Source organism: Micromonospora sp. DT68, from assembly GCF_049847245.1.
Classification (GTDB): Bacteria; Actinomycetota; Actinomycetes; order Mycobacteriales; family Micromonosporaceae; genus Micromonospora; species Micromonospora profundi.
Genome location: NZ_JBNCNZ010000010.1, coordinates 102,080 through 128,297, shown reverse-complemented (window position 1 = coordinate 128,297; position 26,218 = coordinate 102,080). Strand labels below are relative to the sequence as shown.

24 protein-coding genes are annotated in these 26,218 nt (G+C 70.0%); 8 read left to right on the top strand and 16 right to left on the bottom strand.

Annotation, left to right across the window (positions count from 1 at the left end; genetic code table 11):
* Nucleotides 1–6: 6 nt before the first annotated feature.
* The 6 genes from fxsT to ACPXB1_RS19615 form a co-directional block, all read right to left on the bottom strand.
* Nucleotides 7–3,870 (bottom strand): FxSxx-COOH system tetratricopeptide repeat protein, encoded by a 3,864-nt coding sequence (gene fxsT / locus ACPXB1_RS19640; RefSeq protein ID WP_355596949.1) that lies wholly within the window; start codon nucleotides 3,868–3,870, stop codon nucleotides 7–9.
* Complete coding sequence (locus ACPXB1_RS19635; RefSeq protein WP_355596951.1) at nucleotides 3,867–5,126, bottom strand: TIR-like protein FxsC; 1,260 nt, start codon at nucleotides 5,124–5,126, stop codon at nucleotides 3,867–3,869. Before ACPXB1_RS19635 ends, fxsT begins: the two co-directional genes overlap by 4 nt.
* Nucleotides 5,123–5,767, bottom strand: coding sequence for a TIR-like protein FxsC (locus ACPXB1_RS19630; protein ID WP_355631971.1), 645 nt, complete (start codon nucleotides 5,765–5,767; stop codon nucleotides 5,123–5,125). Before ACPXB1_RS19630 ends, ACPXB1_RS19635 begins: the two co-directional genes overlap by 4 nt.
* Nucleotides 5,768–5,816: 49 nt before the next feature.
* Complete coding sequence (locus tag ACPXB1_RS19625) at nucleotides 5,817–6,641, bottom strand: aminoglycoside N(3)-acetyltransferase (RefSeq protein ID WP_355596955.1); 825 nt, start codon at nucleotides 6,639–6,641, stop codon at nucleotides 5,817–5,819.
* A complete protein-coding gene (locus ACPXB1_RS19620) occupies nucleotides 6,625–8,895 on the bottom strand; it encodes an FxsB family cyclophane-forming radical SAM/SPASM peptide maturase (RefSeq protein WP_355596957.1) in 2,271 nt (756 codons plus the stop codon). The genes ACPXB1_RS19625 and ACPXB1_RS19620 overlap by 17 nt, the downstream gene beginning before the upstream one ends.
* Nucleotides 8,896–8,958: 63 nt before the next feature.
* The gene (locus ACPXB1_RS19615; RefSeq protein WP_355596959.1) at nucleotides 8,959–9,147 is read right to left on the bottom strand and encodes a hypothetical protein; all 189 of its coding nucleotides are present in this window, start codon (nucleotides 9,145–9,147) and stop codon (nucleotides 8,959–8,961) included.
* A gap of 163 nt (nucleotides 9,148–9,310) precedes the next feature.
* Between ACPXB1_RS19615 and ACPXB1_RS19610 the strand changes: the two genes are divergently transcribed.
* Nucleotides 9,311–9,565: a DUF2277 family protein gene (locus ACPXB1_RS19610; protein ID WP_355596961.1), complete on the top strand. Its 255-nt coding sequence runs from the start codon at nucleotides 9,311–9,313 to the stop codon at nucleotides 9,563–9,565.
* Between the two features lie 119 nt (nucleotides 9,566–9,684).
* Here ACPXB1_RS19610 and ACPXB1_RS19605 read toward each other — a convergent pair whose 3' ends face one another.
* Nucleotides 9,685–10,164 carry a hypothetical protein gene (locus ACPXB1_RS19605; protein ID WP_355596963.1) on the bottom strand — a complete coding sequence of 160 codons (480 nt, stop codon included), beginning with the start codon at nucleotides 10,162–10,164 and terminating at the stop codon, nucleotides 9,685–9,687.
* A gap of 244 nt (nucleotides 10,165–10,408) precedes the next feature.
* Nucleotides 10,409–11,398 (bottom strand): selenide, water dikinase SelD, encoded by a 990-nt coding sequence (selD, locus tag ACPXB1_RS19600; RefSeq protein ID WP_355596965.1) that lies wholly within the window; start codon nucleotides 11,396–11,398, stop codon nucleotides 10,409–10,411.
* A 194-nt stretch (nucleotides 11,399–11,592) separates the two neighbouring features.
* Between selD and ACPXB1_RS19595 the strand changes: the two genes are divergently transcribed.
* Genes ACPXB1_RS19595 through ACPXB1_RS19580 form a run of 4 tightly spaced genes read left to right on the top strand, consistent with a single transcriptional unit; the run spans nucleotide 11,593 to nucleotide 15,010 of the window.
* Entirely contained in the window at nucleotides 11,593–12,348 is a 756-nt protein-coding gene (locus ACPXB1_RS19595) for an amino acid ABC transporter ATP-binding protein (protein WP_355596967.1), read from the top strand.
* A gap of 58 nt (nucleotides 12,349–12,406) precedes the next feature.
* Complete coding sequence (locus tag ACPXB1_RS19590; RefSeq protein ID WP_167945395.1) at nucleotides 12,407–13,285, top strand: glutamate ABC transporter substrate-binding protein; 879 nt, start codon at nucleotides 12,407–12,409, stop codon at nucleotides 13,283–13,285.
* Between the two features lie 37 nt (nucleotides 13,286–13,322).
* Entirely contained in the window at nucleotides 13,323–14,030 is a 708-nt protein-coding gene (locus ACPXB1_RS19585; protein ID WP_355596969.1) for an amino acid ABC transporter permease, read from the top strand.
* Nucleotides 14,027–15,010: an amino acid ABC transporter permease gene (locus ACPXB1_RS19580; RefSeq protein WP_355596971.1), complete on the top strand. Its 984-nt coding sequence runs from the start codon at nucleotides 14,027–14,029 to the stop codon at nucleotides 15,008–15,010. The genes ACPXB1_RS19585 and ACPXB1_RS19580 overlap by 4 nt, the downstream gene beginning before the upstream one ends.
* A gap of 89 nt (nucleotides 15,011–15,099) precedes the next feature.
* Here the strand turns inward: ACPXB1_RS19580 and rny are convergent, their stop codons facing one another.
* The 7 genes from rny to ACPXB1_RS19545 form a co-directional block, all read right to left on the bottom strand.
* Entirely contained in the window at nucleotides 15,100–16,866 is a 1,767-nt protein-coding gene (rny, locus tag ACPXB1_RS19575) for a ribonuclease Y (protein ID WP_355596973.1), read from the bottom strand.
* Between the two features lie 568 nt (nucleotides 16,867–17,434).
* On the bottom strand, nucleotides 17,435–18,157 hold the full coding sequence (locus tag ACPXB1_RS19570; protein WP_355596975.1) for a 3-keto-5-aminohexanoate cleavage protein: 723 nt from the start codon (nucleotides 18,155–18,157) through the stop codon (nucleotides 17,435–17,437).
* Nucleotides 18,158–18,190: 33 nt separating this feature from the next.
* Nucleotides 18,191–18,883, bottom strand: a complete 693-nt coding sequence (locus tag ACPXB1_RS19565) for a regulatory protein RecX (RefSeq protein ID WP_355596977.1) — start codon at nucleotides 18,881–18,883, stop codon at nucleotides 18,191–18,193.
* A 14-nt stretch (nucleotides 18,884–18,897) separates the two neighbouring features.
* Entirely contained in the window at nucleotides 18,898–19,944 is a 1,047-nt protein-coding gene (gene recA / locus ACPXB1_RS19560) for a recombinase RecA (RefSeq protein WP_355596979.1), read from the bottom strand.
* A gap of 184 nt (nucleotides 19,945–20,128) precedes the next feature.
* Nucleotides 20,129–20,329 carry a DUF3046 domain-containing protein gene (locus ACPXB1_RS19555; protein WP_355596981.1) on the bottom strand — a complete coding sequence of 67 codons (201 nt, stop codon included), beginning with the start codon at nucleotides 20,327–20,329 and terminating at the stop codon, nucleotides 20,129–20,131.
* A 4-nt stretch (nucleotides 20,330–20,333) separates the two neighbouring features.
* Nucleotides 20,334–21,761, bottom strand: a complete 1,428-nt coding sequence (locus tag ACPXB1_RS19550) for an MFS transporter (RefSeq protein ID WP_425735616.1) — start codon at nucleotides 21,759–21,761, stop codon at nucleotides 20,334–20,336.
* Between the two features lie 151 nt (nucleotides 21,762–21,912).
* Nucleotides 21,913–22,884: a helix-turn-helix transcriptional regulator gene (locus ACPXB1_RS19545; protein WP_355597054.1), complete on the bottom strand. Its 972-nt coding sequence runs from the start codon at nucleotides 22,882–22,884 to the stop codon at nucleotides 21,913–21,915.
* A 229-nt stretch (nucleotides 22,885–23,113) separates the two neighbouring features.
* Between ACPXB1_RS19545 and ACPXB1_RS19540 the strand changes: the two genes are divergently transcribed.
* The 3 genes from ACPXB1_RS19540 to ACPXB1_RS19530 all read left to right on the top strand — a co-directional run bounded on the left by ACPXB1_RS19540 (nucleotide 23,114) and on the right by ACPXB1_RS19530 (nucleotide 25,108).
* The gene (locus tag ACPXB1_RS19540; protein ID WP_355596985.1) at nucleotides 23,114–23,329 is read left to right on the top strand and encodes a hypothetical protein; all 216 of its coding nucleotides are present in this window, start codon (nucleotides 23,114–23,116) and stop codon (nucleotides 23,327–23,329) included.
* Nucleotides 23,329–23,589 (top strand): hypothetical protein, encoded by a 261-nt coding sequence (locus ACPXB1_RS19535; protein ID WP_355596987.1) that lies wholly within the window; start codon nucleotides 23,329–23,331, stop codon nucleotides 23,587–23,589. Before ACPXB1_RS19540 ends, ACPXB1_RS19535 begins: the two co-directional genes overlap by 1 nt.
* Nucleotides 23,590–23,695: 106 nt before the next feature.
* A complete protein-coding gene (locus tag ACPXB1_RS19530; RefSeq protein WP_425735615.1) occupies nucleotides 23,696–25,108 on the top strand; it encodes an FG-GAP-like repeat-containing protein in 1,413 nt (470 codons plus the stop codon).
* 188 nt (nucleotides 25,109–25,296) lie between these two features.
* On the opposite strand, the gene ACPXB1_RS19525 is transcribed toward ACPXB1_RS19530, so the two are convergent.
* Nucleotides 25,297–26,001 (bottom strand): UdgX family uracil-DNA binding protein, encoded by a 705-nt coding sequence (locus ACPXB1_RS19525; RefSeq protein ID WP_355596991.1) that lies wholly within the window; start codon nucleotides 25,999–26,001, stop codon nucleotides 25,297–25,299.
* Nucleotides 26,002–26,218 lie beyond the last annotated feature (217 nt).

Genomic DNA, 26,218 nt, shown 5'->3' with positions numbered 1-26,218 from the left:
CCTCTGTCAGATCGTGTCCGGATCGATCACCCGGACAACGAACCGCCGTTCACGCAGGGTGTCCACCGTCGGATGCTCGGGGCCGATCAGGTCGGCCAACCGGTCCACCACGGCGACGAGGTCCTCTCCGGGAGCGCCGTCGCCGGTCCGCTCAACCATCATCGCGAGATCACCAAGGCACCGCAGTGTGTCGGGGTGATCCGGTCCGATAGTCGCGGCCAGCCGACCGGCGGTCTCCCGCAATCGATCCCGCGCCGACTCCCAGTCACCAGCCTCGGCGAGGTACACCGCCTGGTTCACCTCCGCCGCCAGCGTGTGCGGATGGTCGGGACCCAGCACCTTGCGCAACTCGCCGGCCGCCCGGGCAGCCGATGCGAGCGCCTCCGTTCCACGGCCAAGCGCCCGCTCAGCGGCAGAGGAGTTACTCAGCGTTGCCAAGGTGTGCGGGTGGCTCGGGCCGAGCCGGAGCTGCTCCTCGTACGCTCGGGCCACCGCTGTCATCTCGCTGAACGCCCGGGCGGCGTCGCCGAGGGCCAGCATGTTCGCCGCGCGGCTGGACCGGCACGCCACAGTGTCCGGGTTGTCGATTCCGAAGAGGTCGTCGAGCTTCCGGTACGCCGCCTCGAACATGGGTGCCGCGTCGCTCGCCCGACCGGCGCTGCGCAGCGACACCGCCAGGTTGACCTGGGCAGTGATGCTTCTTCCGTCGTCGGGCCCAAGCACCTCGCAGTACGAGTCGTACACGGTGCGCAGCAGGGTGGCCGACTTTTCGTACTCCCCGGCCTCGCGCAGGTCGCTGCCCAGGCGGACAGCGGAGACGAGGGTGTACGGATTGGTGGGGCCGAGCACCAGCCGTCGCCGATTGTGCACCTCGTCGTCCCACTGGCGGGCCGAATGGTAATCGCCCACCAGCCGGTAGGAGACGGCGAGGTTGTTGGCGGCGCTCAACGTCCGCGGGTGGTCCTCACCGAACACGTGCAGCCAGGAGGCGTACGTGGTTTTGTCCCGCTCCAACGCCTCGGCGTAGCGGCCGAGCGCCCGCAGGTCACCGCCGAGGCTGCCGGCGGTCATCAGGCTGTGCGGGTGTTCCGGGCCCAGCAGGTGACGTTGCTCCTCCAGCACCGCCTCGTCGAGATTGCGTGCCTCGTCGAAGCGGCCCAGGCTGCGCAGGATGTTCGCCCGGTTGAAGCGAAGATGCAGCAGATGCCGGGCGAGCGCCCCCGCCTCATCCGGGCTGTCGCGCAGCCGCGCACTCCAGATGTCGTCCACTCGCCGGCTGATTGTGTCGGCCTGGACCAGACCGCCGCGCTGCCACAGATAGCGAACCCGGTCGATCAGCAGCTCACACACCGATTCATCGGGGCAGGTCAGCGCCTCGGAAACCTGCAGGTGCGGCCACAGCATGCGCAGCCGGGGCCAGGTGGTCGGATCGTCCACGTCGCCCCGTGGACGAGAGGCGGCAAGTACCAGGTGCGCCTGGTGCCGGGCTTCGGTTTTCTCGTCGCCGGTCATCCGATCGCGCACCACCGCCTGTAGGAGCCTGTGCACCTGGACCCGACCACCCTGCACGTCGAGCTTGAGCAGCGCCAACCGATTGATCTGCTGCACCAGGGCGCCGCGCACGAGCCGCTCCGACACCGACGGGTCGAACGGCACGAGGGCTGCCGCCATTTCGTCGCTGTAGATGAGTTCGAGCGCGATCTCCGGGGCCAGCACCGAGCAGAGCTGAAGTAGCCGGTAGGCGGCGGGTGCCTGGTCGAGCAGCCGGTTCAGCGACAGGTCCCAGGTGGCCTCCACGGAGAGCGCGCTCGGGCCGTGCCGCTCGATCTGCCGCAGGTAGTCCGCGACGGGCGTACCGGTGTCGGCGAGCCACGCACCCGCCGCGGCGACCGCGATCGGAAGGTCACCGAGGGCCTCAGCCACCCGGTCGGCGTCTTCGACGCTGATCGCGGGCACCCGCTGGGTGAGGTGCTGGACGCTCTCGGAGCGGTCGAAGACGTCCACCTGGATCGGGTTCGCCCGATCACCCCAGGCACGGTTACGGGAGGTCAGCAGGACGTGCCCGGGGCCCCGTGGCAGGAACGGCTCGATCTGGTCGAGTTCCTCGGCGTTGTCGAGCACGACGAGCCACCGCTCGTACGGCTCACCTCTGCTCAGCACCTGCAACACCGACCGCACAGTGTCGGGCAGGGTGGGTCCGGCGAGGACTCCGAGGTGACCGGCCAGGTCGGCCAGGGCCGTGTCGACGAACTGCGGCGGGTCCGCGACGATCCACCAGACCAGGTCGTAGGCGGCCTTGAACCGGTGTACGTACTCCAGTGCCACCTGGGTCTTACCGACGCCACCCATACCCTGTAGGGCGACCGGCAGTACCACCGCGCTGCCGACGCTCTGCAGTTGCAGGCGCAGCCGTGCCAGGTCGTCCTCCCGGCCGGTGAAACGGGCGTTCCGGTTGGGCGCGTTGAAGATCAGCGGCTCGGTCCCGGGATAGCGGGCACCCCCGCCCGCGGGACCATCCACCGAAGCGGGCATCGGTCGGCCTACCAGCCGCAACACTCGCTCCACAGCTGTCGCGGCGCTCACGTTCACCAGGTTGGTGGAACTCTGGGCCGGGAACTCCGTCAGCGGGCGCAGATCGGCGACGTACACGGCCAGGGCGGCGGACCCGGGACTGGTGTCACGGGCGGGCAGATCGTCGGACGGCGTTGCCACGTAGGCCGGGGAGACCACAGTCAGCGTACGCGGAGCAGGTGTCGCGGCGGACTCGGCGGCGTCAGTTGCCTCCACCACCCGCAACCCGGCCGAGCTGAGTACCCGCTCCAGCCATTCGGCCCAGATCGCGTCCTCTGCGGCACAGCGCAGCACGATCTGGTCATCGATCGCCTCGGTACGCCGACGGAAGCGTGCCTTGACCCGCTCCCGCACCGACTCGTCCATCATCGGCAGCGCGGTGATCGCGCCGTCAGTGAGGACCCCGGTCAGGGTCTCGAACGCGGCCAGCAGCGACGTCGGAGAGCCGGGCGGATCGCCGAAGGTCGCCAGTGTCTCCTCGTACGCGTAGAAGGGCCGGTACGGAACCTCGACCGCCGCCCAGTACCGCCGGCGCTCCGCCTCCGTCATGGCTGCCGGCAACCCGGCGAACCGGCGCATGGCCAGGAGGCGACCCGCTTCGGCCCGCTCCTTCTCGGCCTGGTCGACCCGCATCGGGACCGGTAGGACCCGGATGTCGCGCCGCCGGTACCGGCTCCCCACCGAGTGCGCGACCCGGGCCGCACCTTCGATGCCCTGGTCGCTGAAGGTGAAACAGTCGACCAGGATGTCCGGCAGGTGCAGGGTGCAGATGTCGGCGACGTCGCTCAACCCCGTCCGGCTGTCGATCAGGGTGAAGTCGTACTGGCGCTTCATGTCCGCCCGCAGCGCCTCGAAGAACTGCGCCCCGCCGAGCCGATTGTAGAAGTTGTCCCAGTCCAGTCCGCTTACCGCGACGGCGTAATCGCTGTTCTGCCGGCCGGCGGAGAGAAAGTCGAGGCTGCCGCCGTCCGGGAAGTTCCAGCGCAGCGAGAACGCGTGCCGCCCGACCTGGGCGTACCGCTCCACCCAGCCTTCGGGCCGGTCGCCGGCCCGGGTGGTCTCCCATTCGTAGTCGCGGATCATGTCGATCACGCCGCTGGTGCCCTGGATCGCCTCGGCGTCGAGGAACGGATGGAAGAAGCGGTGCAGACCGGGCGACTCAAGGTCCCAGTCGGCGACGAGCACACGCCGGCCGCTGGCCGCGAGGATCCAGGCAACGTTTGCCAGGGCCATCGTTCGGCCCGTCCCTCCCTTGAACGAGTAGAAGGTGACGACCTGACCTTCGCGATCGTTGTTCATCGGTCTTCTCCGTGGGGACGCGGCGGGGCCGGATCATCAGGCGGGGGCGCGAGGTCGGTCGGGACGGCGGGCGCCTCGGGGTCACGCAGGCTCGGGATCGGTTTCGACGGTGATTCGAATGGAACCATCGGGCCGTGCTTGAGGAAGTGCCGGCGCGCCTCGGTGACCAGCGCCGGCATCAGATCGACGAACTCCTGCATGCTGCGTGCGTGTTTCACCTGCGACAGGCCGCCGCCCTGGAGCAGTTGCTTCACCTCGGTCGCCCACCGGGTGACGTCCTGGGTGTCGTTCTCGTCGGTGACCACCAGTGGAACGACCCATTCCGGCAGGCCATTCAGCGAGCGGGTGAGAACCGCGCGCCCGTCCGGCGCCGCCAGGATCCATGGGTCGATCAACAGCACCGCCGGCCGGCGATCGAGCAACCCAGCAGCCTGCCCGAAGTCCTCCGTCCGGGCCGACAGCCCCAGACGCTCGGCGATACTGGCCGCGTACTCGGCGGCGGGCAGCTCCTGACGGCGGCCGTACGGCCGCCACAGCCGCCCGCTGGCCGCGTAGCCGGCGGGGTCACGGTGGGTCGGCAGGCGGTCCCAGCTCGGGGCCAGGACGGCGACGATGAAATCCGGATCGGTCGGCGTCGGGGCGACCACCTCGCCGAGGCCCGGCACTCGGGAGGGGCCCAGCGGCTGCCGCTCGGCGGCGTGCACGATCCGACCGGCCAGACGGTTCAGCAGAAGCTCGTACCGCTCCCGGTAGGAGGACAGCATGCAGAACGCGCGCAGCCCGTCCTCCGCGTACCCCGGGACGTCCCGGCCGAGGTCCAGGGCGCTGTCCAGCTCCGGGTGGGTCTGCCACGGGTCGAACGGGATCCACAGCACCGGGACGAGATGACCAGCGGTGTTCGTCGACGTGACGGCGGCCAGTCGGGCCCGAAACGACTCCTGCTCGCCCAGCGCCCAGGGGCGACTGAAGTAGCCGGGCGAGTAGAGCGGGACGAAGACCTCGACTTCACCGAGTGCCTCGGCGAGCGCCGCCTTCCAGTCGGCGCCCACCGGGATGTGTTGGTCGAAGAAGCCGATCCTCATGCCTGCCGCCGGGCGGGCATGGCGCCGCACCTCGTCGGCCAGGTCGGAGAAGAACTGGCCGACCCAGACGTCGGCGTCCGCCCGGGCACCGCGCACGGGCGCCGAGTGGGCATAGCTGAGGAAGAAGTACGTCCCTCGTGCCGTGGGCCGACGCCCGTCCGCCGGGGGGCTCATCCGGGCTCCTCGGCGAACCGGTTGGACAGCTCGTCCACGCTCGCCGGCACCCAGGGTTCCACCAGGTACGACCGGTGGATGGCGACAATCCGCTGCGCGAGCCTCCAGACCACGGCCCGGTACTCGGGCTCCCACCCCATGGTCAGCAAGCCATAGACCCCATTCCGCTGGTAGCGCTCCGCGATGGCGGGATCCGGCATGGCGGTCGGGGAGAACCGTTGGATGTCGCGCAGCACCCGAGGAAGTGGCGTGCCGTTCGTCGGGGACCAGGTGACCGGCACGATCGCCGTCTCGTGGGCGGATGCGGAACTGTGTCGCGGAACGATCCGGCGGCGGGAGAACGCGTCCCATTCCCGACCGCACCACTCGCTGCTGAGCAGAGCGCTGGACACCAGCGGCACGAACACCTGACAGGTGCCTGCGGCCTGGAGGAGTTCCGGGTTCCAGAGCTCCCCGCCCGCGATGGAACTGTCCAGGAAACCGGGATCCACCCCGGTCACCGGGCCGACCAACTCGCTGACGTGGACGGAGAGGTCCTCGAAGAGCCGGGAGACGTAATCGGGGGGTTTGCCGGTGGCCCAGCTAACCCGTGCCCTGGAATGACTGAGAAAGAAGAGAGGCGCGCCGAGTGTGCTCACCACTGCCCCTCCGCCCTCCCCACGCGGCCGGACCATCAGCCTAGACCGCGCGTCAATGTCGCACTGCCAACCGATTCGCGGCGAGCCAGCCGACCGCGAAGTCCACAGTGGCACGAGCTGGCAGCAGGCGTGCGTGCGCCTGACCGACGCGACCATGCACGACGAACGGCGCGTCGTCGAGCGCCGCACCCACCTCCGGAAAGTCGCTGTCGTCCAGGTGGAGAGCGCGGAAATTGAGACGGACCCGGTGGCCGTTGACCCGCCGGAAACAGCGGTAGTCGCGCTCGGGCGGAGGCACCGGAAGCCGGTACTCGGCCAGATGCATGGCGCTGCACGCCTCGTAGCCGACGCCGAGGAGCAGGATCTGCCCGTCCGCCGCGTAGAGCCGCCCCATCGGTGAGCGTTCACCCAGGTGGCAGGTGAGGTCGTGACCGTCGGTGAGCTGCCGGGCCCCCGGGCCGAGCGCGGCGAACGAGGTCTGTGGATGATCGCTGCGCACGGCGCCGGGGGAACGCCGGACGTACTCGGCGAGCACGCCCATCCGCTGGGAGGCCGTTTCCTGGCGATCCCAGCCTGGCAGCGCCTTCTCGTACTCGTCGACCTCCGCCCGGTCCATTCCGGCGGTGGCCTCCAGGTAGGCCGAGGACGTGGTCGAGTTCCCGGATGTCTGCGTGGGAACCAGCAGCGTGCCGGTGGAACCGAGGACGTCGCGCAAAGCTCCGGCGAGAGTCGCGGCACCCTCATCGAGCCAACCCACCATTCTGAGGCTGCAGTGCACCAGGAGGCACATGCCCGGGCGGACGCCCAGCGCCCGCAGATCGTCGGCGAGGTCAGGGCGACCCAGCGCAGGCCGAATCGACTCATCCGGACCCGACACGGGTCTCCTTGAGGGTGTGGCGCATCTGCCCGACGAACCGCTCACCCGCCGCGGTGAGTGCCCGACTGGCCAGCAACGCGTCGGCGCCCTCCCGGGTCCACGCCAGGTAACGAGCGGCGTGCGCCCACGCGTCCCCCTGGTCGGTGGCTGCCCGGGACCGCCACACCTGGCTGACGGCGAGGTGGGCGTAGACCCCCTGGATCACGCCCTCGGGTGGCCGTAGGTCGGTGCGCCAGGGCACTCGGATCAGGGTGCCCTGCCCTGGTTTGACGAGGTCGTAGAGGTCGAGCACGGCACCGAGCTTCGCGTGCTGCCACTCGTGCACGAGCAGCACCGCCATCGCCTCCGGAGCCAGATCGGGGGTGACGGCGACCGCGCCGAACGCGCGCCGGGCGGTCGCGCTCCGGGAGGGATTCGTCGGGTCGGGTGCCAACGGCACAACGGCGCGCAGACCGCCGTCGAGCGCCGCCGCGTGCGCCGGCACGTCCCGGTACGCGACGCGCCACGCCTCGCCCAAGGTACGACTCAACGCCCGTAGCGCCGCGTCCGCCAGGCGCGGCGCCACCGGCTGGTCGTAGCAGTCCCGGTACGGGTCGCCGTCCTCGACGAGCAGCCGGCCGGCGGAGACCGGCACGTCGCGCACCGGTCGCCAGCCGGCCGACGGTTCGACCGGGTCGAGGAGCACCGTCAGCTCCGTCGTCCCGCTCCGGACCCGGAACCCACCCGGCACGACGGTCACGTGGGCGCTCGCCCCCAGCCCGGACGACACCAGGCTGCCTAGCGTGGGCAACGCGATCGCATTCGCCCGCACCGGAACGTCCAGCGCGGCCGGAACGCCTGCCCGGATGGCCACTGCGACGGCGAGGGCGGGCAACGGGTCGACAGCCGCGCTGACGCCCGACCGGGCCACCGAGTCGAGGTAACGCACCAGCCTGGGCCGGACGAAGGGGTGTTCCAGGACGACCCGGACCACTTCCGGCGCCGTCTGCTCCAGGTGAACGAGCAACTCCCAGGCGGCAGTGGGACCGGCCGTGCGGCGGCAATCCGCCAACAGCGTCCGTGTGATGGAAAGCTGCGTGGCGGCGAGCAGCGCAAGCGTCGTCGTCGACCCGTGCCCGGTAGCCAGATCGTCGAGGATCTCATCGACAGGCGCCGCGGACCCCTGGTCCGACGCGAGTGGGGAGGGCTGCGGGTACCCGTCAACCATGTCGATGAGGCGGAGCAGGTCGGCGCAGTACACCGAGGGGTTGTCGAACCCGGAGCCGGTGCGCCAGCGATGGGCGTACAGGCCGCCGCCGCACCGGTCGACCACCGGGCAGACCTGACAGGTGGCGCAGAGCCCGTCCACGCCCTCCTGCCGGATGGCGATTCCGGGGTGCCCGGCGGCCTCATCAACGGAGTGGCCGAACACGTCGAAGCCGGTGCCGGCAGCGCCGGGGTATGCGACCTTCAGCGAGTCGGCCTGCTCCCAACTGCCGTCCGCCTCGATCACCAGCACGTCGGCCGGCGCGAGGCCCAACGCCTCGGTGCCACCACCACCCGACCGCAGCGCCTCGAACAGCCGGATGGACATGGGCCGTCCGTCGTCCACCCACCGCCGGTGGATCCGGCCCAGCCAGTCGGCGTACGGAGTCGGCCCGAGCCCGAGCCGATCTGGAGGGCGGTCCCAGGTGGCGTGTGGCAGCAACAGATCGACTCGGGGCGGGCGTTCGGACAGGAGAGCCTCGTAGACCCGGTCGGGGTCGTTGCGGACATCGACAGTGCACAGGATGCCGGCATAGCTGGTGCGGTGCTCCGGCCGGCGGAGCAACGCGAGAGCCCGCCGAACGTGGTCATGGCTGCTGCCGCCGTGGGCGAAGACGCGGTGCCGGTCGTTGGCGGCGCGGTCGCCGTCGAATGACACACCGACCTGCACGTCGTAGTCGACAAGCAGCTGGCACAACTCCTCGTCGAGCAGGACGCCGTTGGTCTGCATACGCAGGTCGAGCGATGTGGCCGGTGTGATGGCCGCACGCAGGACGGCCAACACCTCGCGCAGCCCGGCGGCACCCAGCAGCAACGGCTCACCTCCGTGCAACACCACGCGTACGACCGGCAGCCCGTGCTCGCGAGCGTGCTCGGCGATCCGCCGCGCGGCGACCCGCACCGTGGCCGGTGAGATCCGGACCGGTCGGCTCCGCCAGCTCTGGTCGGCGTGCCGATAGACGTAGCAGTGGTCGCAGCTGAGGTCGCACCGACTGTGAACCTTCAGCACAAACTGACTGATCCGCCGGCATGATCCGCCCGTTACGGCCAGACCGCACCGGCAGGCCATCGCTCAGATGGAGGAGTTGAAGGCAGCGACGGCCACAGTGCCGGACGTCGCGGACTCACTCGGAACGACACGCTTTCGGACCGCCTCGATCAGATCGGCGTGCTCGATGACGATCAGCTCCAGCGGGATTTGCAGGCAGCGCGTGAGGTCGACGATGTCGGGACGGGGCGGGCGGGCGGGGGCGTGGTCCACAATGAGTCTCCGGGGGCCCGGGGCGCTGGGAGCGCGAGCGGCGACATGGCTCGAAAGGCTCTGATCCGAGCCCAGGATAGACAACTATCGACCCAATGTCACCGTCGGTACAACCGCCGGCACAAGGGGTGGCAAAAGGGCGTCGACGGCTAAGGAGCACAGCATGTGTCGGAGCATCAAGACGTTGCGTGAGCCGTTCACCCCGCAGGTGACCGACGCGGACATCGAGGCGGCGGCGTTGCAGTACGTCCGGAAGATTTCTGGCTTCCGGGCGCCCGCCGCGCACAACGCCGCCGCGTTCGACGCCGCGGTGGCCGCCGTCACCGAGGCCACCCGCACCCTGCTCGACCAGTTGGTGGTCCGGGGCGGCGCGTCGGGGCGCGCAGCCGACGAACCGGCCACCGCCGGTCGCGGCTGACCACCGGCGAAGCGATGCGGTTGGGCACCAGCGCGCGGATGCGGCTGGCGCCCACCGCTTGTCGCGGCGGAACCGCCCCGCTCCCGAGGGCGGCGGATCTGCGCTGCCGTGCGTCTGGGTCAGGCCGCGGCGAGTGCCGGCGCGACAGTGTCGGGCGCCCAGCGCGACCGGTGACACTGCGACCAGCCCCGGCAGCCCGGGTCGCCGAGGGTGCACAGCCGCTGCCGGCTGAGCACCTCGCCGTCGTCGGTGTCCCGCACGTCGAAGTGCACCGGACGGACCGTGCCGTCCGGGGTGACGAGCAGGTGTCGCCCCGCGTCGAGCGTGTCGTCGCGCAGCAGGCAGTTGCGCCCCAGTACTCGAGCGAGTGCGGCGATGCTCGGGTGCTCGGCGAGCTGCTCGGGCACCCCGTAGCAATCCACCACCGTCGCGAACTCGCCCGGCGCCTGCCAGACGTCGCACACCACCGCGTACGCCGGCAGCCGGGCCGGATCGGCCACGGCCAGCGGCATCACTACCCGACCGAGCGCCTCGGCCAGTGCCGGGTAGACCTCCACGGGTCGTGCCCGGTCGATTCTCCAGTTCCACAGCTCGGTCATTCCGCCTCCTCGCTGCGTTCGTCCCACCGGCCTCCGGATCGGGCCTTACTGACGATGGTGGGGGGCATATGACCTCAGCCGGGGGCAAGTTACCGGTCTGTGACCATTCCGGGCAAAATTTCCCTGAGCAGCATTGCTCGGAGTAGCCAGAAGATGACAGTTTATCGGGTATGGTGCCCCGTTGGCACCACCGGAGCAGCGTGTCGACGGCCCGCCGCCGGCTGCGGGAAGCCACCGGTAACCGTCAGCGCAGGACGACCAGGTGCTCACCGCGGGGCAGCAACTCACCCACCACCGGGGCGCCCGGCAGCTCACCGGCGACGAGCAGACCACCGGAGGTCTGGGCGTCGGCAAGCAACAGACGCTCGTCCTCGCCGGCCGCGCCGAAATCGGTCCACGGGGTGACCCAGTCCAGGTTGCGGCGGGTGCCGCCACTGACGTACCCGTCGCGCAGCGCCTCCCGTGCGCCAGCCAGATACGGCACCCGGGCCGTGTCGATGGCCACAGTGAGCCGGCTGGCGCGGGCCATCTTCGAGGCGTGCCCGAGCAGACCGAACCCGGTCACGTCGGTGCCGCAGCGGATGCCGGCGGCGACCGCGGCCCGGGCGGCGTCCCGGTTGAGCGCGCTCATCGTGGCCACCGCCTCCGGGAAGCTCTCGCCGGTGGCCTTGTGCCGGGTGTTTAGCACACCCACGCCCAGCGGCTTGGTCAGCGACAGCGGCACCCCGGCCCGGCCAGCGTCGAGTGTGATCAGCTCCTCAGGACGCACAGTGCCGGTGACCGCGAGGCCGTACTTCGGGCCGTCGTCGTCAACGCTGTGCCCGCCGGCCAGGTGGCAGCCGGCCTCCCGGGCCACGTCCTGACCACCGCGCAGCACCTCCCGGGCCAGCTCCAGCGGCAGCACGTCGCGCGGCCAGCAGAGCAGGTTGAGCGCGACAAGCGGGACGCCGCCCATCGCGTACACGTCGGAGAGCGCGTTGGCGGCGGCGATGCGCCCCCAGTCGTAGGCGTCGTCGACGACCGGGGTGAAGAAGTCGGCGGTGCTGACCAGGCCGGTCCGCTCGTCCAGGCGGACCACCGCCGCGTCGTCGCCGTGGTCGAGGCCGACAAGCAGCTCGGCGGTGCCGGTGGCCGGGCCGAGACCCGCAACCATGATCTCCAGTTCGCCCGGGGGGATCTTGCAGGCGCATCCCCCACCGCGGGCATAGCGGGTCAGCCTCACCGATTCGCTCATCTTCCTATGATCTCGGCTACTCTTTGGTGCTGCCACCACCGCCGCTGCCGCTGACCGAAATTGGACGCCGGGCTGCGAGCGGCAACGGTGTTACCGCTCCGTGACCAACCGAGTTGCATTCCGCCACGTCACGCCGCCTACAGTTGCCCCAACCAGGGGCCATCCGGCCCCCGCTTTGGGAGACGACAGGGACGGTGGACGACGTGACGACGGGCGAACCGCTCATCGTGCTGGACGCGGTCAACAAGTGGTTCGGACCGCTGCACGTGCTGGACGACGTCTCGCTGTCGGTGGGTCGGGGCGAGGTGGTCGTGGTGATCGGCCCGTCCGGCTCCGGCAAGTCGACGCTGTGCCGCACCATCAACCGACTTGAACCGATCAACTCCGGCACCATCACTTTCGACGGCCAGCCGCTGCCTGCCGAGGGCAAGCCGCTTGCGAAGCTCCGCAGCGAAGTGGGCATGGTCTTCCAGTCCTTCAACCTCTTCGCCCACAAGACCATCCTCGAGAACGTCACGCTCGGCCCGGTCAAGGTCCGCAAGGAGAAGCCGGCAGTCGCCCGCGAGCGCGGCCTGGCCCTGCTCGACCGGGTCGGCATCGCCAACCAGGCGGACAAGTTCCCGGCCCAGCTCTCCGGTGGCCAGCAGCAGCGGGTGGCAATCGCCCGGGCCCTGGCCATGCAGCCCAAGGCGATGCTCTTCGACGAGCCGACAAGCGCCCTGGACCCGGAGATGGTCGGTGAGGTGCTCGACGTCATGACCTCACTGGCAAGCGACGGCATGACGATGGTCGTGGTCACCCACGAGATGGGCTTCGCCCGGCACGCCGCGAACCGGGTCATCTTCATGGCCGACGGGCAGCTGGTCGAGGACGCCCCGCCAGCGGAATTCTTCGCCAACCCGCGCAGCGAGCGGGCCAAGGACTTCCTCTCCAAGATCCTCACGCACTAGGCGTCCGTAGTTGGAGCGCGCCGCCCCCCGGTGAGCTCCGTTGATGAAGGAGAAAAATATGCGTATCAAGCGCGTTGCGGCAATCGCCGCTGTCGCCGCTCTGGCGCTCGGCCTCACCGCTTGCGGTGGCGACGACGACGCGGAGGGCACCGGCTCCGGCAGCAAGTCCTTCGCAGCCGGCAGCACCATGGAGAAGCTGAACAAGGCCCAGAAGATCAAGATCGGCACCAAGTTCGACCAGCCCGGCTTCGGCCAGAAGGGCCTGTCGGGCAAGCCGGAGGGCTTCGACGTCGAGATCGCCAAGATCATCGCCAAGGAGCTCGGCATCTCCGACGACAAGATCGAGTGGGTCGAGGCCCCCTCGAAGGTCCGCGAGGACGTGATCGTCAACGGCACCGTCGACCTGGTCGCCGCGACCTACACGATCAACGACAAGCGCAAGGAGCGCATCGCCTTCGCAGGCCCGTACTACGAGGCCGGCCAGAACATCATGGTCAAGAAGGACGACGCCGCGATCACCGGCCCGGACTCCTTCAAGGACGGCACCAAGAAGGTCTGCTCGGTCACCGGCTCCACCCCGGCCGAGGAGATCAAGAAGTACGTCAAGGACGTCGGCTCGCAGCTGGTGCTCTTCGACACCTACGACAAGTGCCGCGACGCCCTCAAGGGCGGCCAGGTCGACGCCGTGACCACTGACAACGTCATCCTGCTCGGCTACATCGCCAAGGACGAGGCGTCCTTCAAGCTGGCCGGCCCCAACTTCACCAAGGAGCCGTACGGCATCGGTGTGAAGAAGGAAGACAACGACTTCCGCAGCTTCATCAACGACACGCTGGACAAGGCTGTCGCCGACGGTAGCTGGAAGAAGGCCTGGGACGACACCGCCGGCAAGTTCGGCGCCGAGCTGGGCTCCGCGCCCACCATCAACCGCTACTGATTCCTTCGATCTGGAGGGTGGGGAGGAACACCGACCCGTGAACGTGCTCATCGACAAGTTCGACGTCTTTGCGGGTGGTTTCTGGCTCACCCTCCAGATCTGCTTACTCGCCGCGATCGGCGCCCTCATCCTGGGCGCCATCGTGGCGGTGCTCCGCATCTCTCCGGTGCCGCCGTTGCGCGCGGTCGGCACCACCTACGTGAACATCTTCCGTAACCTGCCGCTGACCGTGGTGATGTTCTTCGCCGCCTTCGGTCTGCCGGCGCTCGGCTCCAACGCGGACTTCCTCCGCATCCCGGTGATCGACTCGCTGTTCACCCGGCTCGGCACCGACCTGCCGTACTTCCGGTTCGCGTTGATCGCCCTGGTGCTCTACACCGCCGCGTTCGTCTGCGAGGCGCTGCGGTCCGGGGTCAACGCGGTGCCCGCCGGCCAGGCGGAGGCCGCGCGGTCGCTGGGCCTGACCTTCGGGCAGAACCTGCGCTACGTGGTGCTGCCGCAGTCCTGGCAGGCCTCGGTGGTGCCGCTCGGCTCCGTGATCATCGCGATGATCAAGAACTCGGCGCTTGCCGGCTTCTTCGGTGTCGTCGGCGACCTGTCGGCGACCGCCGACCAGCTCACCGGCGCCGAAGGCTACGCCTTCATCCCGGTGGCCATCGGCATCTCGGTCGGTTACCTGATCATGACCGTGCCGCTCGGCACCCTGCTGGACCGGATCGAGAAGCGACAGGCGGTGGCCCGATGAGTCAGCAGACAAGCGTCCTCTACGACGTTCCCGGGCCCCGGCAGCGGCGGGTCACACTCATCAGCAGCGTCGTCGCCGGGCTGGCCCTCCTCGTCGGGGCGTACTTCCTGATCTACCGCCCCCTGGACGAGAAGGGGCAGTTCTCGATGGAGCTGTGGGGTCCACTGATCGACCCCTCCAACGAGAACTTCTCCCTCGTGTGGGAGCGGATCGGCATCGGCTTCAAGAACACCCTGATGGCGGCGGCGCTTGCCATCGTTGCCTCGCTCGTCGTCGGCACGCTGCTGGCGCTGCTGCGGATCCAGCTCAAGAGCCTGACCAGCCGCAAGTTCACCGGGCTCGCCACCCCACTGTCGTACCTGCTGCGCGGCCTGAGCCGGCTGCTGTCGGCGATCACCCGGGTCTGCGTCGAAGTGTTCCGCGGCCTGCCTGTCGTCATCACCATCTTCTTCGTGGCCCGCGGCTTTCCCGAGTTCGGCGTCACCTTCGACAACCTGTGGTATCTGGTCATCGGCCTCACGATCTACAACTCGGTGGTGATCGGCGAGATCCTGCGCTCCGGCATGGAGGGTCTGCCCGGCGGGCAGGGCGAGGCCGCAGCCGCGATCGGTCTCTCCCCGTTCCAGTCGACCCGGATGATCCTCCTGCCGCAGGCGTTCCGGATCATGCTGCCGGCGCTGATCAGCCAGCTCGTGGTCGTCCTCAAGGACACCTCGCTCGGCTTCATCATCAGCTACGAGGAGACCCTGAACATCGGCAAGCAGATCATCGGCGCCCTGGAGAACCCCATCCAGGTGTACGTCGTGATCGCCGTCCTCTTCATCGCTGTCAACTACTCGCTGTCGAAGCTCGCGCAGTACGTCCAGCGCCGGCTCGCCCGGGGACGCAAGACCGCGAACACCCCGGCACAGGCCCCGCCGCCCGCGGCACTGATGTCCCAGGCCGAGGGACACGGCGGCGCCCCCGGCGGAGGCGTCTGACAACCCATTGGCAGTGACGAAGGGCCAGCCCGGTTTCCGGGCTGGCCCTTCTGACGTCTTCTACCAGTACGACGACGAACCTTGCGGAGCTAGCGGGCGATCTCGGTGACCCGCGACTCGCGGACCACTGTCACCCGGATCTGACCCGGATAGGTCAGCTCCTCCTCGATCTGCTTGGCCACATCGCGGGCCAGCACGGCCGCCCCGATGTCGTCCACGTCGTCCGGCTTGACCATCACCCGGATCTCCCGGCCCGCCTGCATGGCGAAGACCTTGTCCACGCCGAGCTTGCCGGCAGCGATCTCCTCGATCCGCTCCAGCCGCTTGACGTACGCCTCCAGGCTCTCCCGCCGGGCACCCGGCCGACCACCGGAGCAGGCGTCGGACGCCTGGGTGAGCACGGCCTCGATGGTCTGCGGCGGCACCTCGTTGTGGTGCGCCTCGATGGCGTGCACCACGTCCTCGTGCTCGCCGTACTTGCGGGCCAGGTCCGCGCCGATGATGGCGTGACTGCCCTCCACCTCGTGGGTAAGCGCCTTGCCTATGTCGTGCAGGAACGCCGACCGCTTGATGGTGGGCACGTCCAGCCGCAGCTCGGCAGCCATGATGCCGGCGATGTGCGCCGTCTCGACAAGGTGCTTGAGCACGTTCTGCCCGTACGACGTGCGGTAGCGCAGCCGGCCCAGCAGGGTCACCAACTCCGAGTGGATCTCGGTGATGCCGACCTCTACCAGCGCGTCCTCTGCGGCCCGGAGACAGAGCGCCTCGACCTCCTGACGCGCCAGGTCGTAGACCTCCTCGATCCGGTGCGGGTGGATCCGCCCGTCCAGCACCAGCTTCTCCAGGGTGAGCCGGCCGACCTCCCGGCGTACCGGGTCGAAGCAGGACAGCAGCACCGCCTCCGGGGTGTCGTCGATGATCAGGTTGACCCCGGTCACCGACTCGAAGGCGCGGATGTTGCGGCCCTCCCGGCCGATGATCCGGCCCTTCATCTCGTCGCCGGGCAGGTGCAGGACACTGACCACGCTCTCGGCGGTCTGCTCGCTGGCCACCCGCTGGATCGCGTCCACGACGATGTGCCGGGCCCGCTGCTCGGCGGTGTTGCGGGCGTCGGCCTCGATGTCGCGCACCAGCAGCGCCGCCTCCCGCTTGGCGGACGTCTCGATCGCCTCGACAAGCTCCAGACGGGCCGCGTCGGCGGTGAGGCCGGCCACCCGCTCCAGCTCCCGTCGACGCAGCTCCTCCGACTCGGCCAGCTCGGCCTCGCGCTGGGTGAGAGCCGACTCCCGGGCCGCGAGCGCGGCGCTCGCCGCGGTGAGCTGCCGTTCCCGCTCGGCGAACCGCTCCACCTCCTCGGTGTGCAGCCGCTCCCGCTCGTCCATGCGGGCTGCCCGGCGCTCCACCTCCGCGGCCTGCTCCCGGGTCGTCGCGGCGAGAACCGCTACCTCCCGTTCGCCACTGCGGCGGGCTGCCGTCCGCAACTGTTCGGCGTCGATCTCGGCCTGCTTGTGCGCCCGTTCCAGCACCGTGTCGGCCTCGGCGCGGGCGTCGTCGAGCATCCGGCGGGCCTCGGCCCGCGCCGCCTTCGCCTCGGCATTCGCCGCCGCCGCCTCGGTACGCGCTGCGGCAGCCGCCGACTTCGCCACGTCGATCGTGCTGTTCGCCTGGTCCGCAGCATTGCGCAGAGCGGCCAGGGACTGCTCCTGACGGTCCTTCTCGGCGATGAACGCGGGATCCTCCGGGGCCGGCGCCGCACTCATCCGGCGCAGCGTCCGGACGCCGAACAGCACCGCCGCGACCACCACCACGGCGAGGATCAGGACGGCCGCGAGGAGCACGACGTCGAGGGCGTTCATGCCGGGACCCCGCTGGGTCTACCGGTGAACCTGTGCCGCCGCCCCGTCATGGCCGCCTCCCCTGAACGTCAAGACCGCAGCGACTGTGCCAAAGGCACACTCCTGCGGCTGTGGACGCCCGACCGGAGCGGCTGGCCGTGGGTAGCTCTCTCCGCCGGCGGTGCCCTCGGGCATCGTCGGCGACCGGGTGCAGTTGTCGCGGTGTGCCGGACCGGCCAGTCCGGTACTGCCGCCAAAGGCCGCGGAGGCGGCCAAAGTGATGCTGTTCTGTTACGCGATCTATGTTGTGCGCTTAGCCTGCGCTGGTCGGGCAATGTGAGCCTGTATGGCGAGGCTAGGTCTCCGGGGGCACTCCGGTCAAGGACTCATGATCAAACCCCCCGAACGGAGAGAAGTTGCAGCGTCACCCAAAGCTGATGTGGTGTCGGATACGCCGGGACAAACTCGGCGAGCCGACGGCTCCCACCGGAGTGTCGTGCCTGTTCAGCGAGGGCGACGCCGTGCGTTGAGCCGACTTTGCGACACCGCCACAGCCCGGTGAGCGCGGAACTGGCCGGCAATCCGGTGGTCAGCGTGCGCCGGCCGCCAGCGCGGCCGTGACGAGCGCGGCGTTGCCCGACGCCGGGGCACCGTCGGGCAACAGGAGCGTGTCCTCCAGCCCGATCCTTGTGTGCAGGCCACGGTTGACAGCCTCGGCGAGCACCGCCCAGGTGGCCAGGCCCTCGGCGTGCAGTAGCACGGGCGGGCCGGCGGCGGAGGTCGCCTCTCCGGCGGCCGTCGCGGTGAGGATCCGCCCCGCGTCGGCCACCGCCGCCGGCACCTCCTCGGCCATGCACTCGACGAGGATCCGCCCGACCGGCACCCGCCAGCCCTGGTACGCCGCCACCGCGTCCAGCGTCCAGAGCCCCACCTCGACGAGCACGCCACGCTCGTGCAGGGCGGCGGCGACCGCCTCGGCACCCGGCTCGTGGGCGTTCACCGAGGCGAAGTCGGGCAGCACCGACCAGGCCCGGACGGCGGCCAGCCGGTCGGCCGGATCGGGTTCGATCCAGGCGCCGGTGCTCACCCCCACCGGCAACCCCGGCCGGGCGGCGCGGATCGCGGTGAGCGCGTCGGCGATCACCTCGGGACGCAGCGACTCGGCGCCGGAGGCGTCACGGGGATGGACGTGCACGGCCCCGACGCCGAGCGCCGCGCAGCGGGCCGCGTCGGCCGCCAACTCCGCCGGGGTGACCGGCACGGCCGGATGGTCGTCGCGGCTGCGTCCGCCGTTCAGACACGCCTTCAACATTCCGCGCCACACCTCCGGACCGTCTCGCGTCGCTCACTCGACCGGCCGGTTGTCGCGGTCCAGTTCACCTTCGGCGTCGGCGAGCGCGTCGGCGTCTATCTGCTCGGCGAACTCGGCAGCCTCGGCGCTCTGCGCGGCCAGCGCGTCCTTCACCGCACGGATCGCCACACCGGGCGGGTAGCCCTTGCGAGCCAACATTCCCACAAGCCGGCGGAAGACAGCGTCGGGCTCACCCCGGGCGGTACGCAGCTTGCGGTCCACCAGGGCACGGGCCGTCGCCGCCTCGGTCTCCTCGTCCAGCTCACCCAACGCCTCGGTGGCCACCTCGCCGTCGACGCCCCGCTGGCGCAGCTCATTGGCGAGTGCCCGCCGGGCCAGGCCACGCCCGGTGTGTCGGCTGGACACCCAGGCGCGGGCGAACGCGGCGTCGTCGATGATGCCGACCTCGTCGTACCGGTCGAGCACCTCGGCCGACACCTGCTCGGAGATGCCGCGCTTGGCCAGTGCCCCGGCCAGCTCGGCACGGGTGCGAGGCCGGACGGCGAGCTGGCGCAGGCAGATCTCCCGGGCCACCTCGGACTCGTCGCGCGGTGTGGTCGCCGGCTCGTCCGCCTGCTGTTCGGCCGCCCGGCGCCCCCGGCGGGGGCGCGGCGGATCGGCGGCGTCGCCCGTACGGGGTGGGCTGGCATCCCAGCCCCGCCCCGTACGGGCGCGTCGTCCTGCCATGGGTCAGCGACCGGTCAGAAGTCGACCGGCGGCAACTCCGGGCCACCGGCGGCGTCACTCGCGCCGACACCGACGCCGAGCTTCTCCAGGATCTTCTTCTCGATCTCGGCCGCGACGTCCGGGTTTTCCTTCATGAACTCCCGGGCCTTCTCCTTGCCCTGGCCGAGCTGATCGCCGTCGTACGTGTACCACGCACCGGACTTGCGGATGATCGCCTGCTCCACGCCGACATCGATCAGCGAGCCCTCGCGCGAGATGCCCTTGCCGTACATGATGTCGAACTCGGCCTGCTTGAACGGGGCCGCCACCTTGTTCTTCACGACCTTGACCCGGGTGCGGTTGCCGACCACGTCGGTGCCGTCCTTGAGGCTCTCGATGCGTCGCACGTCGAGCCGGACCGAGGCGTAGAACTTCAAGGCCCGACCACCGGTGGTGGTCTCCGGGCTGCCGAACATCACGCCGATCTTTTCCCGCAGCTGGTTGATGAAGATGGCAGTGGTGCCGGTGTTGCTGAGCACACCGGTGATCTTGCGCAGTGCCTGGCTCATCAGCCGGGCCTGGAGACCCACGTGGCTGTCGCCCATCTCACCTTCGATCTCGGCGCGCGGCACCAGGGCCGCCACCGAGTCGATCACGATGATGTCCAGGGCGCCGGAGCGGATCAGCATGTCCGCGATTTCGAGCGCCTGCTCGCCGGTGTCCGGCTGGGAGACCAGCATCGCGTCGGTGTCGACGCCGAGTGCCTTCGCGTACTCCGGGTCGAGCGCGTGCTCGGCGTCGATGAAGGCGGCGATGCCACCGGCCCGCTGGGCGTTCGCCACCGCGTGCAGGGCCACCGTGGTCTTACCGCTGGACTCCGGACCGTAGACCTCGACCACCCGACCACGCGGCAGGCCGCCCACCCCGAGCGCGACATCGAGCGCGATGGAGCCGGTCGGGATCACGGCGGTCTGGATGACCGGCCGCTCCCCCAGCCGCATCACCGAGCCCTTGCCGAATTGCTTGTCGATCTGAGCGAGAGCAAGGTCTAGTGCCTTCTCCCGGTCAGGCCCTGCTGCCATGGTTGCCACCCCTGCCTTCGCCGGCGTCTTTGCTGAGCTTCGCGTCACGCGGACACGCTAGGCGCTGGGTCCGACAGAAAACCAGCCGACGGGCCGCGAGCTGTGGACGAGCACCCCGCTGTGGACAATAGCCGAACAGGTGTACGACTCGACAAGCGACACGCGGAAGCGACGAAAAGGCTGCTCAGCGTAGTCGCGCAGGCACTCTGTCGGGGTACGCCGCGCAGACTGCCCGCCACACCACATGCGTCTGCTCCCCCGACGCCAACGCCTGCTCGATGGTCCTTCCATCGAGCTGCGACAGCACCTGGTCGCGGGCGATGCTCGCCGCGTAGCCGGGCCCGAACGCCTCTTCCAAGCGCGTCCAGAAGTCGGTCAGCCGCACGTGATCAACCCTCCTCGTCCGATGCCCCGGTCGGCACCGGGCGCAACGCTAGCGCTACCAGGGGCACTGTCGCGACCGCCGCGAGCAGGGTCAGCACCGGATAACCGGCCACCTGCATGACAAACCCGGCTGCCACGGCGGCACCCGCGCCAGCCAGCCCCATGGTCAGGTCGGACAGCCCCTGCACGCTCGGCCGCACGCCGGCCGGCACCGACTCGGACAGCAACGTCGAGCCGGCCACCATCGTTCCCGACCAGCCCAACCCGAGCAGGACCAGCCCGACCGAGAGCCGTGGCGTGTGGTGCCCGGCGGTGCCGGCGACCGCGCAGGCGGCCAGCAGCAACCCGACCCCGCCGAGGATCACCGCCCGCCTCCCGAGCCGGTCGGTGAGCCAGCCCACGATTGGAGAGAACGCGTACATGCCCGCGATGTGCAGGCTCAGCACGATGCCGACCAGTCGCAGCACGTCGGCGTCGGCATGCGACTCACCGAGCCGGACCGGGGTCATCGCCATCACCGCCACCATCACCAGGTGACCCACCGCCACGGCGGCGATGCCGAGCCGGGCGGCGGGCTGCCCGCGTACCACCGACCAGGCCGCGCGCATCCCGGCACCGCGCGGCAGGCGCGCCCCCACCGGCGCGGCGGCCGGCGTCGCCCCACCGCCGACCTGGCCGCCCGCAGCCGGCGCCTCCGCCACCACGGCGGCTGCCGGCGCAGCGGTGGTCGGCGCGGCGGCGGTCGGCGCGGCGGCGGTCGGCGCGGCGGCGGTCGGCGCGGCGGTCGCCGCGATTCGGCGCGCGGTGAGCAGTGGGTCGGGCCGGAGCAACACGAGGAGTACGCCGCCAGCCAGCACGAACGCCGCCGCGCTGAACGCGAACGGGCCGGCCAGCGGCGGCAGCCCCCAGCCGCTGGTGACCCGGTCGGCAAGCGCCGCGAAGTTCGGGGCGGCCACCGCGCCGATCGTGGTGGCCCAGATGATCACCGACAGCTGCCGGCCCCGCCGGGCCGGCTCGGCGAGGTCCACCGCCGTGTAGCGGGCCTGCAAATTCGCGGCGGTGCCACCACCGAAGAGCAGCATGCCGAGAAAGAGCAACGGCACCCACCGGGTGGCCGCCGCCAGCACCACGAGCACGCCGCCGACGGCACCGACCGCGTACGCCACGACCAGGCCCGGTCGGCGGCCGTGCCGGGCCATGATCCGGGTGACCGGGATGGCGAGCAGCGCCGCACCGACCACGCCGGCGCTCTGCGCGATGCCGGCCACGGCGGTGCCGGCGATCCGGGCGGCGAGCAGCGCGCCGACGGCGATGCCGATGGTCACCCCGACCCCGCCGATGATCTGGGTGCCGAAGAGCAGGCGCAGGGTCCGCCGCTGGATCGACGCGACGTCGGGCCGGGCGGTGCGCGGCGCGGTCAGGTCGGTGGCCATCGACGCTCCTCGGGACGGGTGACCCATCCTCGCGCACCCGTGCCGACCGGCGGCAACCGGTTTCGCCGGCGACCGATCCGGTGCCTGTCTTCTCGGCCACACCGACCCGGCATCCGCCTGCGGATGCCGGGTCGGCTACGCGGGCTCCTCCTCACACCCAACCGTGACTGGCTGCCTGCACGCCGGCCTGGAATCGGCTGGCGGCACCGAGCCGCTCGGTCAGGGACGTCATCATGCGCTGCACACTGCGCAGGGAGATCGCGAGTTTGCGGGCCGCCGACTCGTCGGTGTGCCCGGCGGCGAGCAGCCGCAGCAACTCCCGTTCCTGTTGGGTGAGACCCTGCGCGTCGGCCGTTACCCGGTCGTCGAACGGTGTTGCGGTGTGCCACACCTGCTCGAAGAGGGCGATCAATCCGGCGACGACCCCGTGGCTGTGCAGCTCCAGTGCACCCCGCCGCGGATTTGCGGGATCGATGGGAACGAGCGCTGTGCCCCGGTCGACGATGACCATGCGCATGGGCAGCGTCGGCGTGGTGCGTGACTGCCCGCCGAGGCCCGCCAACCACCGGGCGTGCGCGAGGGTGTCCGGGTCGTTGCGGAAGCTGTCCTGATACACGTTGCGGATCTGGACGCCGCGGCGAAGCGCCTGCTGGTCCAGCGGCGCCTCCGCCGCGAGCGTGTCAGGGGTCTGCGCCCCTCCGGTGTTGAAGGAGAGACATTCGACGCGGGCGGTGTCGGCCAGCTCGGCCAGCCGGTCTCGTACGCTGTCGATCCCTTCGAGCACCCGGCCTTCCGCCCCCTGGTGGTAGTCGTCGTGGGCGGCCGCGATGGCCGCGATGGCTGCCTTGGTCGCCTCGACGTGTCTCTGTCGGACCGCGACCTCCGCCTCCACCTTCGTCAGAAGCGCCGTCAGCCCGGCCTGCGGCCGCACCGGTCGAGCGGAATGACCCTCCGGGTCGAGCCGGATGAGCGCGAGGTCGGCAAGCACGTCCAGAGCCGCACGCACCTCCCCGGGCGACACACCGAGGTGGGCTGAGAGCCCGGTGATATTCAGATCAGGACGCTCCAACATGGCGCGGTAGACAATCTCGTGCTGCGCGGACAACCCCAACAAATCGAACATAGCCCCTCCCCGTGTAGGACCAACGCCCGCCATTCTGCCGGGCACTGAACGTTTCCGTGAGCCCGGTGGCGCAACTGGCGTAGACCCGCCGGGCGGGGTCACGCCAGGCCGTACCCGGTGACAAGGCGGCGCGGACTCGCGATGCTTCATTCACCGAAACAGCATCGACCGAGATGCCCCCGAATCCACAAAACACAGCGAAATTTCATACGGAGAAAGGTCGACCAGAATGCTCCGGACCGCCAATTCCCATTACCGTCTCGCGATATTCGTTCTCCTGGCTGCCGGTCTCGTGGTCATCCTGGGCGCGGGGCCGGACGCGATGGTGTCACTCGCCGACGGGTTCGGCTGGGGCGCTTCCCCACAGGACACTCCGACCGCCCCACTGGTGGGCGACGGGTTCGGTTGGGGCGCACCCGCGCCGGTCGACCCGAGGCGGCTCTGATGGTCGCGACGCATATCCGCATCGCTGCCCTCACGTCGGCGGCGGCCATCGACCCCGCAGACCTGCGAGATCTGCTCAACGTGTACGTCCTGGCCGGCAGCGGCGTGGAGCACCTCCGCGTCCGGGCCGGCCCGGACAGCGCCGACATCCTGGCGTTTGTCGACACCGACAGCCCGGAGGAAGCCGCCGACACCCTGCGCCACCTCGTCGACAAGACGATCGCCAGCACCGCCCTGCTCTGTTCATGGCGGGTCATTTGACCCACGGCACGATCTTTCCCAATTTTCTCGTCGCTCCGGCCACCGTTCACGACTCGGTGGTCGAACCGGCCTGCCCGAAAGCAGGCCGGCAACCGAAAGGAACACCATGCACGGAAGTACGATTCGCCGCCTGACCACCATGGCGCTGGGTGTGGCACTCGCCGCCGGCGCCGGCCTCTCCGGAGGCGTCGCCACAGTGCTGGCGAGCACTCCCGAGGCCGCCTTCGCCGCGTCGAGCGTGGGCGGGGCGATCACCCCCACCGAGGTGCTCAGCCGCGCCAAGTACTGGTACGACAATCGCGGCAGCATCAAGTACAGCCAGCAGGGCTACTACCCCGACGAGAACGGCAAGAACTACCGCCGGGACTGCTCCGGGTTCGTTTCGATGGCCTGGCACCTTTCCACGTCGAAGACGACCCACAACATGTACACGGTGTCGAAGCAGATCAGTAAGAACGACCTCCAGCCGGGCGACATCCTCAACTCCGCCAGCGAGCACGTCATCCTCTTCAAACGCTGGACCAACCAATCGACGGGCACATTCGAGTATTACGCTTTCGGGTCCACCCCGGTGAAGATGGCCACGGAAACTCTCACGGGTGGCGGGGACGGTCTCATCGACTCCCACCCGGCGAGCAATTACGTCGCCCGGCGCTACAACAACATCACCACCAGCGGCCAGACTCCTGAGAAGGACCCCGGAGTCGCCGATGTGACCGGCGACAGTTATCACGATCTGGTGGCCCGCAAGACCGACGGCACTCTGTGGCTGTACTCGAACAACATCGAGCGCGATAACGGCACCCCGTACAGCACTTCCTCCGCACGGCAGATCGGCAGCGGCTGGGGCACCTCCGACCGGATCATCAACGCCGACGCCACCGGTGACGGCTTCACCGACCTGCTCCTTGTGAAGCCGGACGGCAGCATGCTCCTCTACCCGAACAACATCGTCCGCGACGACGGCGTCCCGTACAGCAGCTCCTCCGCACGGCAGATCGGCAGCGGCTGGGGCAACTTCGACCGGATCGTCGGCGCGGACGTGACAGGTGACGGCTACACCGACCTGGTCGCCCGCAAGACCGACGGCACCCTCTGGCTGTACCCGAACAACATCGTCCGCGACAACGGCACCCCGTACAGCAGTTCCTCCGCTCGGCAGATCGGCAGCAACTGGAACGGCTTCGACATGCTGATCGGCGCGGACGTGACAGGTGACGGCTACACCGACCTCGTCGGCCGCACCACCGACGGCACCCTGCTGCTGTACGCGAACAACATCGTCCGCGACAACGGCGTCCCCTACTCCGCCAGCAAGCAGATCGGCAGCAACTGGAACGGCTTCGACACCCTGATCGGCGCGGACGTGACAGGTGACGGCTACACCGACCTCGTCGGCCGCACCACCGACGGCACCCTGCTGCTGTACGCGAACAACATCGTCCGCGACAACGGCGTCCCCTACTCCGCCAGCAAGCAGATCGGCAGCAACTGGAACGGCTTCAACAGCATCGTCTGACACCGACGTTCGACGCGCCCGGCGAGTGCCGGGCGCGTCGCCGTCGTCGGCCCGTCACGGGCGGGGCCGCACGGTCGGTTCGGTGCGGCGTTGGCCCCAGAAACGCAAGTTCAGCTGGCGGATCCGGAGCAGGGTGGATGCAGCGCCGGCTGCTGATGTTGGAGGCTTCGACGACCGTACGGCCCGGGTCAGCCGCGCAGGGCCCGGGCGGCGACGGTCAGGTCGGCGACGAGCCCTTCGTACGCCTTGTCCTGGTCATCGGCCCGCAACACCGCCGACGGGTGGATGGTGGCCAGCAGCCGGGCCGGGGGCGCGTCGGCCCGCTTTCCGGCGTTGTCCACCGGCACGCGCTGGAAGTCCTCCGGGCGCTGGGCCGATTCGGGCCAGGGCAGCAGCTCGCCCCGCTGCCGGGTGACCCGGAAGGACGGGCCGAGCAGCGCCTTGGCGGCGGTCGCGCCGAGCACCACCACGATCTCCGGACGCAGCCGGGCGAACTCGGCGACAAGCCAGGGCCGGCAGGCGGTGATGTGCACCTGGTCGGGGGTCTGGTGGATCCGCCGCTTGCCGCGCAGCTGGAAACGAAAGTGCTTTACGGCATTTGTGAGGTAGAGGTGGGTGGGATCGAGCGCGGCGTCGTCGACCGCGCGTCTCAGCAACCGGCCGGCGGGGCCGACGAACGGCAGACCCTTCTGGTCCTCCATGTCGCCGGGTTGCTCGCCGACAAGCACCACCCGGGCGCTCTCGTCGCCCCGGCCGAAGACCGTCTGCGAGGCGTCCCGGTACAGCTCACAGCCCTGACAGCCGCCGGACGCGGAGCGCAGCTCGTCGATGGTGTCGGCGTCCGGTGGGATGTACCGCTGGGCGCCCGGAGCGCTCCCGGTCTGCTCGGCCATGTCGACTGTTATATACCCCTTGGATGCCGACTGTCGGGTACGCCCCCAGCAGCCACCACCCGGCCCCGCCACGCGCGACACGCGCCGCGAAAGGCCGCGTCAGCATCCGGCCGCGCCGCCGCCTCGGTACCCGGCGGTGCCGCCCGCGTCAGTACCCGCCGCCACCGCCATCCCCACCCGAGGCCATCGCGATCAGCACGATGACGATGATGACGAC